The following is a 14,854-nucleotide window of genomic DNA, read 5'->3' on the forward strand; positions in this document are numbered from 1 at the left end:
TAAATTCGTGAAACACGACTAAATAAACTACCTCCCAATTCGGATGCCACCTGGACGACCTCCCATTTGTTGTAGTTCCTCCATTTTCTTCATTACAATTTCGTCGTATTCTTTTTGTGAAACCACCGTTCCGTTTTTTGGAGCTTTAATTTCGGCTTTTTCTTTAGTGTTCATCACCACTTTAGAACATAGAATCACGGTTTTACCATCACTTACTTCCAAAATCAATCCCGGTAATCCCCAATAATTCTCAGGTCCTTGATTGATTGGGATTTCTGGTGCATACCAAGCCGTGATCAAGATTTCCTTTGGAAGCTCAAAATCATCCATGAAATTGGTCGTTTTTTCGGTTTCTTTTTTCTCTTCCTTTTTATCGCCTTTGTCTTCCTTTGGTCGGAAATTCCTAAAATCCGACTTATTAACGGGCTTTAAAGCTGTTGCTTTATAACAGGTATAACCACCAATTTGCTTGGTTTCGCTTTCCATCTTCCATTCGAGTTGAGGCAAGGAATCTTTCACAAGAAATTCTTTTCCCATAAATTCCTTATCCACCAAATAGACCTTCTCTTTTACATTTTTATAAGTCGTTCCGCCACCACCCATCATGGACGACATCATTCGCATTCCACCACCTTGAGATCCTGGAGCATCCAGTTTTTCTTCTTCCTTATAAATCGAAGATGAGCGATCGAAATTCAACACAAACGTTTTTTCAAACATGCCTTTCATTCGTTCCTCGATCATCTTTTGCATCTCAGGAGTGATTTCCTTGTTTTTGGCCAACTGCGTTTTCATATCGGCAGTGCTGGTTTTGGATTCATACATTGCCATTCCTTGAAATTCTTTTTGGGCATGGAGTTGCGAAAGACCAAGGGTAAGAAGAAAAGCAACAAATATCTTTTTCATAAACATAGTTTTTAATACATGACAAATATGACGAAAGTTCTCAGGCTTTGTTACATACAAAGTGTTAAATATACTATCTACTTATATCCACTTTCTCTTCAGAAATTTTACTTTAGCATCATTTCAGAAAAAAATTAAATTGTACTTTAGCAGGATATGAAACACCTATTCCTACTTTTTCTCTTGGTTTTTTCGGCGACAGCTTTAGCTCAGGAACAAAAACTATTGGTTTCCCGATATGAATCGGTGGATTTGGTCGTTGACAAGTTTGTAGGGATAGACAAATATGGTTTTCAGTATTTCATCAAGAACAATGTGCTTTTCAAGCAAAAAGACGGAACATCATTAGAATACAAAAATCTTTCGCTGGTAAAAATTGCCAAAGTCGATTTGCAAAATCCCTTGAAGCTTCTTTTGTTCTATGAAGATTTCAATACGATTATAACACTCGATAATCAGCTGAATGAAACACAGAGGGTAAATTTTTCCGAAAATGCAATCCCCATAATTGTTTCGGCTACGGGAATCGCTTCCCAAAATAGGTTCTGGATTTACAACAGTCTGACCCAACAATTGGGCTTGTATGATTATTTAAAGAATACTTTACAGCCTCTCGCCTCTCCTTTTCAGGAAAATATGAACTACTATGATTCGGATTTCAATTATTTCCAATGGATTGATGAAAAGGGAAATTGGAACAGTTGTGATGTATTCGGGAAGATTATTACGATTGGAAAAGTGGATGCTTTCGAAAAAATACAATTCATTGGTGAAAAGCGGGCTCTTTATTCAAATGAAGGTCAATTGTATATCCTCGATTTGAAGAATGACAAAAAATATACACTCGAAAATGTTGAGAAAAGCTTTGAAAATTTTTACTACAAAGACCAAATTTTATCTATTTTTACAAAGCAAGGAATTACTAATTATAAAATCACACTACCCTAATGCACATAGCAGTAGCAGGAAATATCGGAGCTGGAAAAACGACTTTGACGCGTTTATTAGCGAAACATTTTAAATGGGAACCACATTTTGAAGACGTTGTTGACAATCCTTATCTGGATGATTTTTACCATCAGATGGAACGCTGGTCGTTTAACTTGCAGATTTATTTCCTCAACAGTCGTTTTCGTCAAGTGTTGCAAATACGCGAAAGCGGCAAGAAAATCATCCAGGACCGAACGATTTATGAAGATGCACACATTTTCGCTCCCAATCTTCATGCAATGGGGTTGATGACCAACCGTGATTTCAGTAACTATTCCTCGTTGTTTGAATTGATGGAAAGCTTGGTGGAAGCTCCGGATTTATTGATTTATTTGAGAAGTTCGATTCCAAATCTTGTTGGGCAAATCCACAAGAGAGGCCGCGAATATGAAAACTCGATTTCGATTGATTACCTCAGCCGTTTGAATGAACGTTATGAAGCTTGGATTCAAACCTATGACAAGGGAAAACTCCTGATTATTGATGTAGATAACATTAACTTTGTAGATAATCCCGAAGATCTAGGAAACATCCTGAACAGGATTGATGCCGAACTGAACGGATTGTTTTAGAAAATATTTGCCTCGAATTTCGGGGCTTTTTTTTGCTTCATAATTACTGATAGCTCAACAAATTAAAAATGCTTTTGATGATTTATACACTAAAAATAATGATTATATTTGAGGGAAATGTGCTATAAGTAGTGAGTAATAACTTAGCTGCAAGGCTCCAATGCGATTGAATATTGACTTCAGGAGGTTTAATGAAAATAACAAAATACATTTAAAAAAATTATACTAATAGTACTATGAGCAAAAAAGAAAAACTTCTTGAAGAAATCAAAAATCAAATCGAATATATCAAAACACTGTCGAGTGATCACTATTCAGAAGTGTACGATATTTACCTTAATATATACAACCAAGCGAAAAACTTTGACAGAATTTATTTTAAAGATGATTTTGAATATAATCTCTATCAAAATTATTTCAGCTATGATATTGAAAACGGAATTATAGCTAGGTGGCTTAAAAATGGATCTGAATTATGTACATCTAATAATTATCTTCAAATACGAACAGAGCTAGAAAAACTTTTACTCTTCCTTTCGTTTGCAATCTTATAAATTGTTTTATTAGTTTCAACATCAAATCTCGTTATCCGAAGTCTTCAAAACAAGCTGGGCTCTGCAAAGCATCTTGACTTCACACAACCTATAATAATCTAAACAAATAATAATCATGAAAAAATTACAATTTAAAGTAAGCATCAATGCACCAGTGACCAAGGTATATGATTTTATGCTTGGCATGAGTAGTAAATCAACTTATGAGCAATGGACTTCTTTGTTTAACCCGACATCAACCTTTGAAGGAAGTTGGGACAAGGGAAGTAAGATGCTGTTTGTTGGAGTAGATGAGAAGGGTGAAAAGGGAGGCATGGTGTCTAAGATTGCGGTAAACATTCCCAACCAATTTGTTTCCATTCAGCATTATGGCCTTTTAAAAGAAGGTAAGGAAATTACGGAAGGTCCAGAAGTAGAAAAATGGGCAAACGGATTTGAAAACTATACCTTCGAAGAATCCGCCACGGCAGACGGCAAGCCGACCACAACAACCGTTATTGTTGATTTGGACACCACTGAAGATTTTGTGAATTACATGAACGAGAACTACCCAAAAGCACTCGACAAGTTGAAAGAAATTTGCGAAAAATAATTGTTTCAAGAATATCTTAGAAATCAAAAAAAACACCTTATCACATCGGTATGGTGTTGATAATGTATTGGAACGTGCAGATGCAACGTTCAACAATAGAAACTCTATTAAATCTCAAAAGCTTTCGGGATCCTAAATCCGCTACATTTTAGCAAACTAAAAACCCTTGAGCATCATTTTACAACCTTATAAAACAGCAAAACATATGGACAAAGCAACATTAACAATGATTGAAAACCTGCATAAAAACACAGGTAAAACTTTAGAACAATGGATTGAAATTGTAACAAAAGAAGGGTTTGAAAAACATGGAGAAATTATAAAATTCTTGAAAGAAAACCACGATTTCACGCACGGTTTTGCTAACCTTGTGGCCCATAAAGCTAAAAATTCGGATGCTGGCTCTGCCGAAAATACAAATGACTTGATCATTGCTCAATATAAAGGCAAAGAACATTTCAAACCCATTTACGACAAACTTATTTCAGAAATTATGGCGTATGGAAATGACATTGAAATTGCACCAAAGAATACCTATGTGAGTTTGCGAAGAAAAAAGCAATTTGCCATACTCAACCCCGCCACAAAAACACGTTTTGAAATTGGCATCAACTTAAAAGGACAAGAACCAACTGGCAAATTGGAAGCTGAAAAACCTAATTCAATGTGTTCGCATAAAATTAAAATAGAAAACATTTCTGAAATTGACAGCGAAACGTTGAATTGGATCAAAACTGCTTATGAGAATGCGAAATAATTTTTACTTTTATAAATTGAAAATTCCAACCAACAATGATTAAAAATATTTTTGACAAACAAGTTTCTGACGAAATAATCAACCGTATTCAGCAATTAAACCCAACTACGCAACCTCTTTGGGGCAAAATGAGTGTTGACCAAATGTTAGCACATTGTAATGTAACTTACCGTTATACTTTTGAACCCGAACAGTTTAAAAAACCCAATGCTTTCAAGAAATTTTTACTCAAAAACTTAATCAAACAACTTGTGGTTAGTGAAAAACCGTATCAAAAAAATGGAAGAACTGCACCCGACTTTGTGATGACAGGAAATAAAGATTTTGAAAAAGAGAAAGCTATACTTATAGATAACATAAACAAAACCCAACAACTGGGAACCCATCATTTTGAAGGATTAGAGAATTTTTCCTTCGGAAAGTTGACGAGCAAAGAATGGAATAATATGTTTTATAAACACCTCAACCATCACTTAACCCAATTTGGAGTATAACCCTTTAAATTAATTTGGATATGAAATTAGGAGCATTTTCAATAAGTCTTGCCGTAAAAGACATTCAGAAATCAAAAGAATTTTATGAGAATTTAGGGTTTTCCCACCTGGGAGGCGACCTCAATCAAAAATGGCTCATCCTCAAAAATGGCAATGCTATTATTGGATTGTTTGAAGGAATGTTCGAAAACAATATCATAACTTTCAACCCTGGATGGGATGAGAATGCCCAAAATATTGAAACCTTTGATGATGTGAGAGCTATTCAGGAGCATTTAAAAAATTGTGGCATTGCATTAAACTCGGAAGCAGACACAAATACAAGTGGACCAGCCCACATCACATTGACCGATCCTGACGGGAATGCTATCTTGATAGACCAACATCGTTAAACACTATAAATATGAAAGCAGTAGGAAACACGGTAGATGAAATCCTTTGTAACGTTCCAGAGGACAGGCTTGAAGCCTTTAACAAATTGCATGACATCATTCTAAAAAACCTGCCAGAAGGCTTTGAAGCTGCCATTAGTTATGGTGGCTTGGGCTATGTAGTGCCAAATACTATTTATCCCGCGGGCTATCATTGCAAACCCGCAGAACCATTGCCCTTTGCAGGAATTGCATCGCAAAAAAATTCAGTCAATTTTTATCACATGGGCATCTATTCTGACCCTAAATTATTGGACTGGTTTGTTACTGCATATCCCCAGCATAGCAAGCAAAAACTGGATATGGGCAAAAGCTGTATCCGATTCAAAAAAATGGAAGAAATACCATTTGAACTCATTGGAGAACTGATGACAAAAATGAGTGTAAAACAGTGGGTTGAAATGTATGAAAGCATGCTAAAAAAATAATTTATAAACCTAAAAAACAAACTAATAATGGCAACAGTAAACACTTATTTAAACTTTAACGGTAACTGCGAAGAAGCTTTTAACTTTTACAAATCAGTATTTGGCGGAGAATTTGCTTACATCGGAAAATTTGGTGAAATGCCCGAAGGAGATGGCTACTCAGTTCCAGAAGCTGACAAAAACAAAATTATGCACGTTAGTTTGCCCATTGGCAGCACAATTTTAATGGGAAGCGACACTGGCGGAGATTGGGCACCAACATTTGTACAAGGAAATAATTTCTCTGTTTCTATAAGCCCTGAAAGTAAAGAGGAAGCCGACAAATTATTCAACGGCCTTTCAGTTGGCGGACAAGTAACAATGCCAATGGAAGATACTTTTTGGGGAGCCTATTTTGGTATGTTCACTGACAAGTTCGGAATTAACTGGATGGTGAATTTCGAAACGCAACAGCATGGATAATTAAAAATAACGCATAGCGCTATTTTCAAAACAAAAACGCCTTTCAATTGAGAGGCGTTTTTTCTAGAAAAAAATCTTAGAGCAGTTCTAAAATACTCATAGGAGTTTAGAAAACCGTCTCCTACTGGTTTGGAAACGGGTATTGGGAGTTAGTGAAGGTGTCGAGAGCATTTCGAAATTGCCTTCAACCCCTTGCATAACCGCTTTTTTGTGGTTCGGAACCGGGTATTGGGGGTTACTGAACGGGTCGAGAGCATTTTGGAACGGCACCCTACCCCTTGCATAACCCTTTTTTTGGGGTTCGGAACCGGGTATTTGGGGTTAGTGAAGTGGTCGCGACCAGTTCAAGACCACCATACCCCCTTTGACCCCCGCTACCCCCCCCCTCTCGACCCCCCCTAATTGTTTGGAAACTAGCTATTCTATTGCTTTTCCACAAAAAAGAGTCGGAACGAAACAAGTATATCAAGTTGAAAGTTTCCAAAGGAAATAAAGTCTGCCTTTTAGCCCCGATTGAGGCGGCATCCTTTTGTGCCGATTTTTCATCGGAACAAAAGATACAGCCAGAAGCGGGAATACAGGTCCCTAAAATGCCTTAACCATTCGCTCCTGAAAATAGTGCTTGGCAGACAACTATTGAAGCTACTCAAAAAAAGACATAAAAAAATGCCCCGATTTCACGAGGCATTCCTTCAAGAATGTGGGGTTATTATTTCTTTTTTAACTCTTCTATTTTAGCATCCACTTCTGCTTCAGTACCTTCTATAGTGTCATTAACTGTTTCAAGTGTTTTACCATCGGCAGAAATTGTTGTTGAACTAACAATTGCTTTTACGACTCCGTTGATATTGCTTTTTTCAATATTAACTTCCTTAGAAAGGGTCTTGTTTGCAAAACTTGCCTGATTATGTTCACAAGTCGGATTGGTGCAGCCTTTTGCAATACATTCTTCTTTGGTCATGTTGAGGCATTTTTCATTGGCCACACAACATGGTTTCTGATGAGAAGAAGTACTTCCATCCATAGAATGCCCTCCTAAAATTGGAGCAATTACCAATCCGATCAAACAAGTTAACTTGATCAAGATGTTCATTGAAGGCCCAGAAGTATCCTTGAACGGATCTCCAACAGTATCTCCTGTAACGGCTGCCTTGTGAGCGTCTGAACCTTTATAGGTCATCTCTCCATTAATCATTACTCCAGCTTCGAAAGATTTCTTGGCGTTGTCCCAAGCTCCACCAGCGTTGTTTTGGAAGACTGCCCAAAGCACTCCCGAAACGGTAACTCCGGCCATATAACCTCCTAGCATTTCGGCAATTAATTGGTTGTTGTCTCCATAAACCAGTTTTCCTAATAGCACGATCGCAATCGGGAAACCAATAGTCAAGATTCCAGGCAACATCATTTCGCGTAAAGCGGCTTTTGTAGAAATCTCCACACATTTCCCATATTCAGGTTTTCCAGTTCCTTCCATGATTCCTGGAATTTCCTTGAACTGACGACGTACTTCATACACCATATCCATAGCTGCTTTTCCTACTGAATTCATTGCCAAGGCAGAGAAAACAACTGGAATCATTCCTCCAACGAATAACATGGCTAGAACTGGTGCTTTGAAAATATTAATACCGTCGATTCCTGTAAAGGTTACATAAGCGGCAAATAAAGCCAATGAGGTCAATGCTGCAGAAGCAATTGCAAAACCTTTTCCTGTTGCAGCAGTTGTGTTTCCAACAGAATCCAAGATGTCGGTACGAGTTCTAACTTCTTTTGGTAACTCGCTCATTTCGGCAATTCCACCTGCGTTATCAGAGATTGGTCCGAAAGCGTCGATTGCCAATTGCATTGCCGTTGTTGCCATCATAGCCGAAGCCGCAAGTGCAACTCCGTAGAAACCAGCGAATGCATACGATGCCCAGATCGCTCCTGCAAATAGCAAAACGGTTGGAAAGGTAGAAATCATTCCGGTTGCCAAACCAGCAATCACGTTGGTTCCCGCACCAGTAGATGATTTTTGAACGATTGCCAAAACTGGTTTTGTACCCAATCCTGTGTAATATTCAGTTACAGATGAAATAACACCACCTACAACCAATCCAACAATTGTAGCATAAAACACCCTCATCGAAGAGATGTCTTTCAAACCTTCGCCATAGAATTCCATTTTCATTACCTCTGGCAACATATATTTTACCAAAACAAAGCAAGATATGGCAGTCAATACGATAGAAACCCAGTTTCCAACATTTAAAGCACCTTGCACTTGTTTTTCTTTTGCATCATCACTTGAAATTTTAACCAACATGGTTCCGATGATTGAAAATAGAATTCCGAAACCTGCAATTGCCATTGGTAATAAGATTGGTCCAATTCCGCCGAAAGCATCAGCAATACTTCCGCCCATATCTTTGATCACATAATTTCCTAAAACCATTGCCGCTAGAACAGTTGCCACATACGAACCGAACAAATCGGCACCCATTCCTGCAACGTCACCCACGTTATCGCCCACGTTATCAGCAATTGTAGCAGGATTACGAGGATCATCCTCCGGAATTCCTGCTTCAACTTTACCAACTAAATCGGCACCAACATCAGCTGCTTTTGTATAAATACCGCCACCTACTCTTGCAAACAAAGCGATAGATTCAGCTCCAAGGGAGAATCCTGCCAAAGTTTCCAAAACGATGGTCATTTGCTCGGTTGACGTCCAAACGCCACCCATAAAATAATGGAATAAGATGATAAAAAATCCTGTTAGCCCAAGAACAGCCAGACCTGCAACACCAAGTCCCATCACAGTCCCTCCGCTAAAAGAAACCTTCAAGGCTTGAGGCAAGCTTGTTCGTGCGGCTTGGGTGGTCCTAACGTTTGTTTTGGTGGCAATCTTCATTCCCATATTTCCCGCAAGGGCAGAAAAAAAGGCTCCAAAAATGAAAGCCACTACGATTAAAATATGTGTTGTCGGGACAACGAAAGAAATTCCTGCTAAAGCAATACTAGCACCAATCACGAAGATGGCTAATAACCGGTATTCTGCTTTCAGGAAAGCCAAGGCACCTTCATAAATGTAATCTGAAATTTCTTTCATCTTTCCATCACCGGCATCTTGTTTTAAAACCCAGGATCTCTTGACTGCCATGAAGGCCAATCCAATAAATGCCATCACTAACGGCACATAAATCATGAATGATTCCATATAAATAATTTTTGGTATTTGTTAATATTATGTAAATATAACAAAACACCTCTAAACAAAAAAGCAATATTCATATTAGACTATGGCTTTTTTTATCAGATTAGCAGTATAGAATTATTTAGAATAGATTTCATGTTATGGAGAAGTGCTGTGTCATTGCCTTCCGTCTCAAAACTTGACCTCAAAAAAAAAGCAACGTCCGAATTTCGAATGTTGCTTTCTTATAGTATTTGTATCGTTTTTAGAACTGTTTGATACTGAATAGACCTTTTGGTTTATTAGGAATATCATCAAAACGTTTAGTACATTCTGCAATAATGGCATACGCCTCGTTTACATCACCCCAACCTTCAACATCTACTTTCTTGTTTTCCAAATCTTTATAAACTTGAAAAAAGTGCTCGATTTCTTTTAATAAGTGACCATTGATATCTGAAAGATTTTCCAATGAATTCCAGATTGGATCAGAAACCGGAACACAGATGATTTTTTCGTCTGGTCCTTTATCGTCTGCCATGTGGAATACTCCAATTGGCTTAACCTCCATTACACATCCAGGAAAAGTTGGTTCGTTTACCAAAACCAAAACATCTAGAGGATCTCCATCTAATGCTAATGTTTCTGGAATAAATCCGTAATCTGCAGGATACATCATTGACGAAAATAACATTCTGTCAAAGCGCATTCTTTTTATTTCAAAATCGTATTCGTATTTGTTTCTGCTTCCTCTTGGTATTTCGATTAACACATCGAAAGTTGTTAGTTTGTCTGCTGTCATTTTACTTTTTTTTCTTATCTAAATTTCAGAGTGCAAAAGTAAGCAAACATTGGTGTTTTACAACAAAAAAAAGGTGTTATATCTGTATAATTTTTATGTAAATAAATCGGGCTAAATTGCTCAAATTTAAAATAGTTCAACAATAAAACAGATTGAATAAATTTGGAAACTGTTTTATGAATATTCTTAAAAAAAACACACGCTTTTATGCGATTTATATTAAAAGTAAAATTCAATAATTTGTTTTCCTTCCTCTTTTTTCGAGGTAATAATGCCACAACACAAAACTTGCAATAGAACGATGAGGACTCCACTTTTCGGCATAGGTTTCCATTTCCAACTTGTCGTGGATGTCAAGCAATTCCTTTATAGTATTGATGATGGCAATGTCACCAAGCGGAATAATATCGGGCGTTTGCAGGCAAAACATCAAATAGACATCAATGGTCCAATTGCCAATTCCTTTTATCTTGATGAGTTCATCCCTAACTTGCTGGCTCGATTTTTCGGGCAAACTTTCTAAATCGAGTTCTTTGTTCACAATGGCTGTTGCCAATGCTTTGATGTAGCTTGTTTTCTGACGGCTTACTCCTGCATTTCTAAATTCTTCATCCGATAAGGAAAGTAATTCATGAGGTTGAAATGCCTCTACTTTGGCACTTAATTTAACAAAAGTTGCCTTTGCAGAATCTATAGAAACTTGTTGTTCTAATATCAATAAAGCCAGTGTTGCAAATCCTTGAGGGCGTTTTGGAATGATTGGTAATCCATATTGATCGATGATTCGTTTGAAAACGGGATCTTTTTCTAGTAGAAAATCTAGTGCTTCTTTCATATTTCAATCACGAGTACACAAAGATCATAAAGTTTAAAAATAAAACCCGAACGAACCTTTTATTCCAAAATTCGTAGTTTGTGGTGTGATATAACTCCCTCTCCAAGCAAATTCGATTCTGAACACTTTAAAGATATTTCCAATTCCGGCATTGTATTCCCAATAAAAATCTTCTGGAGCACGATACACCAATCCCGAAGCATTGATGGCTCGATTTCCATCTGTAATCGTTCCATAAACACCTTTGAAACCTATAGTTTCTCTCCAGTTTAATTTTCGCAACAGCGGAATTCTAGAAAAAATTCGTCCTCCGAAATTGTGTTGTAATTGAAAAGTTGCATACGTATCTGCTTGAAATTCATAAAAATCAAGCAAGTTAAAGGTATTTTCGATCACAAAATAAGTTTGATTTCCTGGAACGATACTCATCAATCCAAGTGGCACATTTCCGTAGGTTTTTCCCAATTCCATGATATAATCCAAACGACCAAATCCTCCTATATTGATAGGTTGCTTATAGTATAATTGAACTTTTTCATATTTAAAATCACTATCCAAAACACCTTTCAAACCTTGGCTATAATTCACAAAAAACCTTGGAAAAGGATTATCCACAATACTTCTTTCCACACCATAACCAACGGTTTTTCGGCCCGGAGTATAATCAATTTGGAAATTGAGCTCGGATTGTTTTACATCGCCTCTGGTTGTTGTAAAAGTATCATCAGTATAATAATCCAAGCTAAATGTTTTTGAAGCAGATTCCAATGTTCGATAAGAAAATCCTGTCTGAAGGGTTAAATTTCGAACAGGTTCTATTTCTAATGCAACAGAAGTCAGGTTGATATTGGTTAATTTTCCATTATTCCCACTAGTAAAAAGTGCTGATGAGGCAAAGCTTCTACCCAAAACATCATTTGTGGTGGTGAGGCTGGCGCCAATTTGTTCTACATCTCTCCTATTTCCTCCAGAAATAGTCAATCTGTTTTTGCGGTTCAAGAGCCATTTTCCAGAAATCCCATATTTGAATTTATTATCGTCAAAACCATAGGCGGTATAGCCCTGAAGACGCCACATATCATTTGGTCCAAAATAGGTTCGACCACCCACTCTAATTCTAAAACCTTCTACTTCATTGAAACCAAATGTTGAAAATATCGGGCCAATGTCAAAATTTCCCTTTTGGATATAACCACTTCCCAGAATCGAAACCAAATCATATAATTGCCTGAATTTTTTATTGGTTTGCAACGTATCCAGCATTTTATAGATCCCCTTTTCATCTTTGTTTAGATTTTCAAAACGATTTTCTTCCCAAAAATCATCGTCTCGGGTATACACCGTATCGTCAAAATCATTGACTTCCTCTTTGTAGAAATCAGTTGGTTTTTCCTTATCGAATTCATGATTTCGGAACATCGTGGTCCGTTTTCCATAAACGCCTCGCGATTTTTCTTTTTTATTCAAAGCAAAATCGGTCATCATATAATCTCTTGTTAGCAAGAAAACCGAATCATTGAGCACTTCGAATTCTTGCTCAATATAAATCTCCTTGACCCAGTTAATGTTGGCACTTTTTGAAGCCTGAAGATTAATGTCTTTGATCGCCCAAGTGGAATCATTTACCCAAAAATCGCCTTTGAAAGTAAGTTCGTTTGGACGTCGAGGATAATATACGATATTGTAGCACCATTTTTTATCGATGAAAGCACTGTCGACCAATCTATAATTATAAACATCAATTCCTGTACGAGAAAGCGGACTGGTAAAGGCCTTGTCAAAAAATTTCAGGTAATTATCATAGATATCATATTCTGCATATAAATCTTTGATAAAAGCAATAATCTGTTGATTTGTATTGAAACCTGAATTTTTATTGGCTTTCAGAATTTCTTTTACCTTTCCGCGAACATTATCACCATATACATTAGAAAGCGCTTCGTTGATAAAAATTGGCAAATAGGTTTTCCCTGTAACACTTGAAGTATCAACAGAATTGAACACGAACTCCATTCCTTTGAACACTCGGCTTTTCATAAAAGCTCTATCAATCGTATTCATGTCGAACTCTACCTTTTCATATTTTTCCATTTCATATTGCTTGAATTGTCGCAAACCGTTGTTGCGTTTTCGAGCCCATATTTTTCGGAGAATATCAATGGCAGGATTATTTTTTTTGGAAGTCTTTCCGCTATATACTTTTACTTCGGCTAATTCTTCTCCAGAAACCAAAACGATTTTCATATCATAGGTTACCGCTTTTTCAAGTTGTATTTCTTGGGTAGTATAGCCAATAAAGGAAACCGAAAGTGTTTTTCTATTTTGTGAAGATTCTAGATAAAAACGTCCGTCTTCATTTGTAATCATTCCTTCCGAAGTACCTAAAAAAGCAACGCTTGCATAAGCAACAGGTTGTTTATTTTCGTCTAAAACCACTCCGCTAACCTTGGTTTGGGCTACTACAATATTGGCTATCAATAAAAATAATCCTAAAAATATATTCTTCATATAGTAATTTATCGTCTTAAAGTCACATTCCAATAAACTTGGAAAACCGCAGTATGGTTTAGCCAAATCTCCAAAAAAAAACTCCATCAAAGTAACACTCTGATGAAGCTTCAAATATAGTTATTTCGACAATTGAAAAGTTAGAAATTGTGTTAATTAGATTATTCTAAAATTAACTGTATTTCTGTTACTTAAAATTATCTAATTATTTCTTATATAGTACTTTTTTAACCGCTTTTACAACATCTCCTGCATTTGGTAACCACTCTTTCAATAAAGTTGGAGAATAAGGTGCTGGTGTATCTGCCGTTGTAATTCTTTGGATTGGAGCATCAAGATAATCGAATGCTTTTTCTTGAACCATGTATGTGATTTCTGAAGCAACACTAGCAAAAGGCCAAGCTTCTTCCAAAACTACTAAACGATTTGTTTTTTTAACAGAAGTCAAAATTGTTTCATAATCCATCGGGCGAACTGTTCTCAAATCGATGATTTCGCAAGAGATACCTTCTTTTTCTAATTCGTCAGCAGCAATATGAGCTTCCTTGATGATTTTACCAAAAGAAACAATAGTTACATCTTTTCCTTCTCTTTTGATATCGGCAACTCCTAAAGGAATTGTATATTCTCCTTCTGGAACTTCACCTTTATCACCATACATTTGCTCAGATTCCATGAAAATAACTGGGTCATTATCACGGATAGCTGATTTCAACAATCCTTTTGCATCATAAACAGTTGACGGAACTACAACTTTCAAACCTGGAGTATTGGCAAACCAGTTTTCAAAAGCTTGTGAGTGTGTCGCTCCTAATTGTCCAGCAGAAGCCGTTGGTCCTCTAAAAACCATTGGCATAGGAAATTGTCCAGCCGACATCTGACGCATTTTAGCAGCGTTGTTTATAATCTGGTCAATCCCAACCAATGAGAAGTTGAAGGTCATAAATTCTACAATCGGACGATTACCGTTCATAGCTGAACCAACTGCTATTCCTGCAAAACCAAGCTCGGCAATTGGAGTATCGATAACTCTTTTTGGTCCGAATTCATCTAACATTCCCTTTGAAGCTTTGTAAGCACCATTATATTCGGCAACTTCCTCACCCATTAAATAAATAGATTCATCACGACGCATTTCTTCGCTCATCGCTTCACAAATAGCTTCTCTAAATTGGATTGTTTTCATATATCTTTAAATTATCTTCTTAAATTTTGAAACGCAAAAATAAAAATTAAAACCTATATAAAAGCATATTTAAGCTTAAATTAATCAGCTTTACTATACAGATGATTCTTTCGCTATCAATATCAATAAAGCACTCTAGGCCTCGATTTTGCTAAATCCATC

At 36.7% G+C, this 14,854-nt stretch carries 15 protein-coding genes; 9 read left to right on the forward strand and 6 right to left on the reverse strand.

The genetic code is table 11. The annotated features are described in order from the left end of the window. Positions 1-27: 27 nt before the first annotated feature. Complete coding sequence (locus tag G508_RS0105990; RefSeq protein ID WP_026704464.1) at positions 28-906, reverse strand: GLPGLI family protein; 879 nt, start codon at positions 904-906, stop codon at positions 28-30. A 156-nt stretch (positions 907-1,062) separates the two neighbouring features. On the opposite strand from G508_RS0105990, the gene G508_RS0105995 reads away from it, so the two are divergent. From G508_RS0105995 to G508_RS0106035, 9 genes are all read left to right on the forward strand, one after another. Next, positions 1,063-1,854: a hypothetical protein gene (locus tag G508_RS0105995; RefSeq protein WP_026704465.1), complete on the forward strand. Its 792-nt coding sequence runs from the start codon at positions 1,063-1,065 to the stop codon at positions 1,852-1,854. Continuing rightward, positions 1,854-2,468, forward strand: a complete 615-nt coding sequence (locus G508_RS0106000; protein WP_026704466.1) for a deoxynucleoside kinase — start codon at positions 1,854-1,856, stop codon at positions 2,466-2,468. The genes G508_RS0105995 and G508_RS0106000 overlap by 1 nt, the downstream gene beginning before the upstream one ends. A 236-nt stretch (positions 2,469-2,704) precedes the next feature. After that, positions 2,705-3,022, forward strand: a complete 318-nt coding sequence (locus G508_RS0106005) for a hypothetical protein (protein ID WP_026704467.1) — start codon at positions 2,705-2,707, stop codon at positions 3,020-3,022. Between the two features lie 115 nt (positions 3,023-3,137). Then, a complete protein-coding gene (locus tag G508_RS0106010) occupies positions 3,138-3,614 on the forward strand; it encodes a hypothetical protein (RefSeq protein ID WP_026704468.1) in 477 nt (158 codons plus the stop codon). A gap of 205 nt (positions 3,615-3,819) precedes the next feature. Continuing rightward, complete coding sequence (locus tag G508_RS0106015; RefSeq protein ID WP_026704469.1) at positions 3,820-4,371, forward strand: DUF5655 domain-containing protein; 552 nt, start codon at positions 3,820-3,822, stop codon at positions 4,369-4,371. Between the two features lie 38 nt (positions 4,372-4,409). Beyond that, positions 4,410-4,865, forward strand: a complete 456-nt coding sequence (locus tag G508_RS0106020) for a DUF1569 domain-containing protein (RefSeq protein WP_026704470.1) — start codon at positions 4,410-4,412, stop codon at positions 4,863-4,865. Positions 4,866-4,885: 20 nt separating this feature from the next. Further along, positions 4,886-5,257, forward strand: a complete 372-nt coding sequence (locus G508_RS0106025; protein ID WP_026704471.1) for a VOC family protein — start codon at positions 4,886-4,888, stop codon at positions 5,255-5,257. Between the two features lie 11 nt (positions 5,258-5,268). Next, positions 5,269-5,724 (forward strand): DUF1801 domain-containing protein, encoded by a 456-nt coding sequence (locus tag G508_RS0106030; RefSeq protein ID WP_026704472.1) that lies wholly within the window; start codon positions 5,269-5,271, stop codon positions 5,722-5,724. A 27-nt stretch (positions 5,725-5,751) separates the two neighbouring features. Then, positions 5,752-6,186 (forward strand): VOC family protein, encoded by a 435-nt coding sequence (locus G508_RS0106035; RefSeq protein WP_026704473.1) that lies wholly within the window; start codon positions 5,752-5,754, stop codon positions 6,184-6,186. A 709-nt stretch (positions 6,187-6,895) separates the two neighbouring features. Here the strand turns inward: G508_RS0106035 and G508_RS0106040 are convergent. From G508_RS0106040 to G508_RS0106060, 5 genes are all read right to left on the reverse strand, one after another. Further along, complete coding sequence (locus tag G508_RS0106040; protein ID WP_026704474.1) at positions 6,896-9,385, reverse strand: sodium-translocating pyrophosphatase; 2,490 nt, start codon at positions 9,383-9,385, stop codon at positions 6,896-6,898. A gap of 241 nt (positions 9,386-9,626) precedes the next feature. After that, a complete protein-coding gene (locus G508_RS0106045; RefSeq protein ID WP_026704475.1) occupies positions 9,627-10,163 on the reverse strand; it encodes an inorganic diphosphatase in 537 nt (178 codons plus the stop codon). A 232-nt stretch (positions 10,164-10,395) separates the two neighbouring features. Then, on the reverse strand, positions 10,396-10,998 hold the full coding sequence (locus tag G508_RS0106050) for a DNA-3-methyladenine glycosylase family protein (RefSeq protein ID WP_026704476.1): 603 nt from the start codon (positions 10,996-10,998) through the stop codon (positions 10,396-10,398). Positions 10,999-11,031: 33 nt separating this feature from the next. Then, complete coding sequence (locus G508_RS0106055; protein WP_026704477.1) at positions 11,032-13,506, reverse strand: DUF5686 and carboxypeptidase-like regulatory domain-containing protein; 2,475 nt, start codon at positions 13,504-13,506, stop codon at positions 11,032-11,034. A gap of 205 nt (positions 13,507-13,711) precedes the next feature. Beyond that, the gene (locus G508_RS0106060) at positions 13,712-14,692 is read right to left on the reverse strand and encodes a pyruvate dehydrogenase complex E1 component subunit beta (RefSeq protein WP_026704478.1); all 981 of its coding nucleotides are present in this window, start codon (positions 14,690-14,692) and stop codon (positions 13,712-13,714) included. Positions 14,693-14,854: the final 162 nt, after the last annotated feature.

The organism is Flavobacterium soli DSM 19725, assembly GCF_000422705.1.
Taxonomy (GTDB): Bacteria; Bacteroidota; Bacteroidia; order Flavobacteriales; family Flavobacteriaceae; genus Flavobacterium; species Flavobacterium soli.

What these genes read in the sequence shown, in the direction of transcription:
- G508_RS0105990 (WP_026704464.1), bottom strand. Translation starts at nt 906, where the DNA reads ATGAAAAAGATATTTGTTGCTTTTCTTCTTACCCTTGGTCTTTCGCAA.
- G508_RS0105995 (WP_026704465.1), top strand. Translation starts at nt 1,063, where the DNA reads ATGAAACACCTATTCCTACTTTTTCTCTTGGTTTTTTCGGCGACAGCT.
- G508_RS0106000 (WP_026704466.1), top strand. Translation starts at nt 1,854, where the DNA reads ATGCACATAGCAGTAGCAGGAAATATCGGAGCTGGAAAAACGACTTTG.
- G508_RS0106005 (WP_026704467.1), top strand. Translation starts at nt 2,705, where the DNA reads ATGAGCAAAAAAGAAAAACTTCTTGAAGAAATCAAAAATCAAATCGAA.
- G508_RS0106010 (WP_026704468.1), top strand. Translation starts at nt 3,138, where the DNA reads ATGAAAAAATTACAATTTAAAGTAAGCATCAATGCACCAGTGACCAAG.
- G508_RS0106015 (WP_026704469.1), top strand. Translation starts at nt 3,820, where the DNA reads ATGGACAAAGCAACATTAACAATGATTGAAAACCTGCATAAAAACACA.
- G508_RS0106025 (WP_026704471.1), top strand. Translation starts at nt 4,886, where the DNA reads ATGAAATTAGGAGCATTTTCAATAAGTCTTGCCGTAAAAGACATTCAG.
- G508_RS0106030 (WP_026704472.1), top strand. Translation starts at nt 5,269, where the DNA reads ATGAAAGCAGTAGGAAACACGGTAGATGAAATCCTTTGTAACGTTCCA.
- G508_RS0106035 (WP_026704473.1), top strand. Translation starts at nt 5,752, where the DNA reads ATGGCAACAGTAAACACTTATTTAAACTTTAACGGTAACTGCGAAGAA.
- G508_RS0106040 (WP_026704474.1), bottom strand. Translation starts at nt 9,385, where the DNA reads ATGGAATCATTCATGATTTATGTGCCGTTAGTGATGGCATTTATTGGA.
- G508_RS0106045 (WP_026704475.1), bottom strand. Translation starts at nt 10,163, where the DNA reads ATGACAGCAGACAAACTAACAACTTTCGATGTGTTAATCGAAATACCA.
- G508_RS0106050 (WP_026704476.1), bottom strand. Translation starts at nt 10,998, where the DNA reads ATGAAAGAAGCACTAGATTTTCTACTAGAAAAAGATCCCGTTTTCAAA.
- G508_RS0106055 (WP_026704477.1), bottom strand. Translation starts at nt 13,506, where the DNA reads ATGAAGAATATATTTTTAGGATTATTTTTATTGATAGCCAATATTGTA.
- G508_RS0106060 (WP_026704478.1), bottom strand. Translation starts at nt 14,692, where the DNA reads ATGAAAACAATCCAATTTAGAGAAGCTATTTGTGAAGCGATGAGCGAA.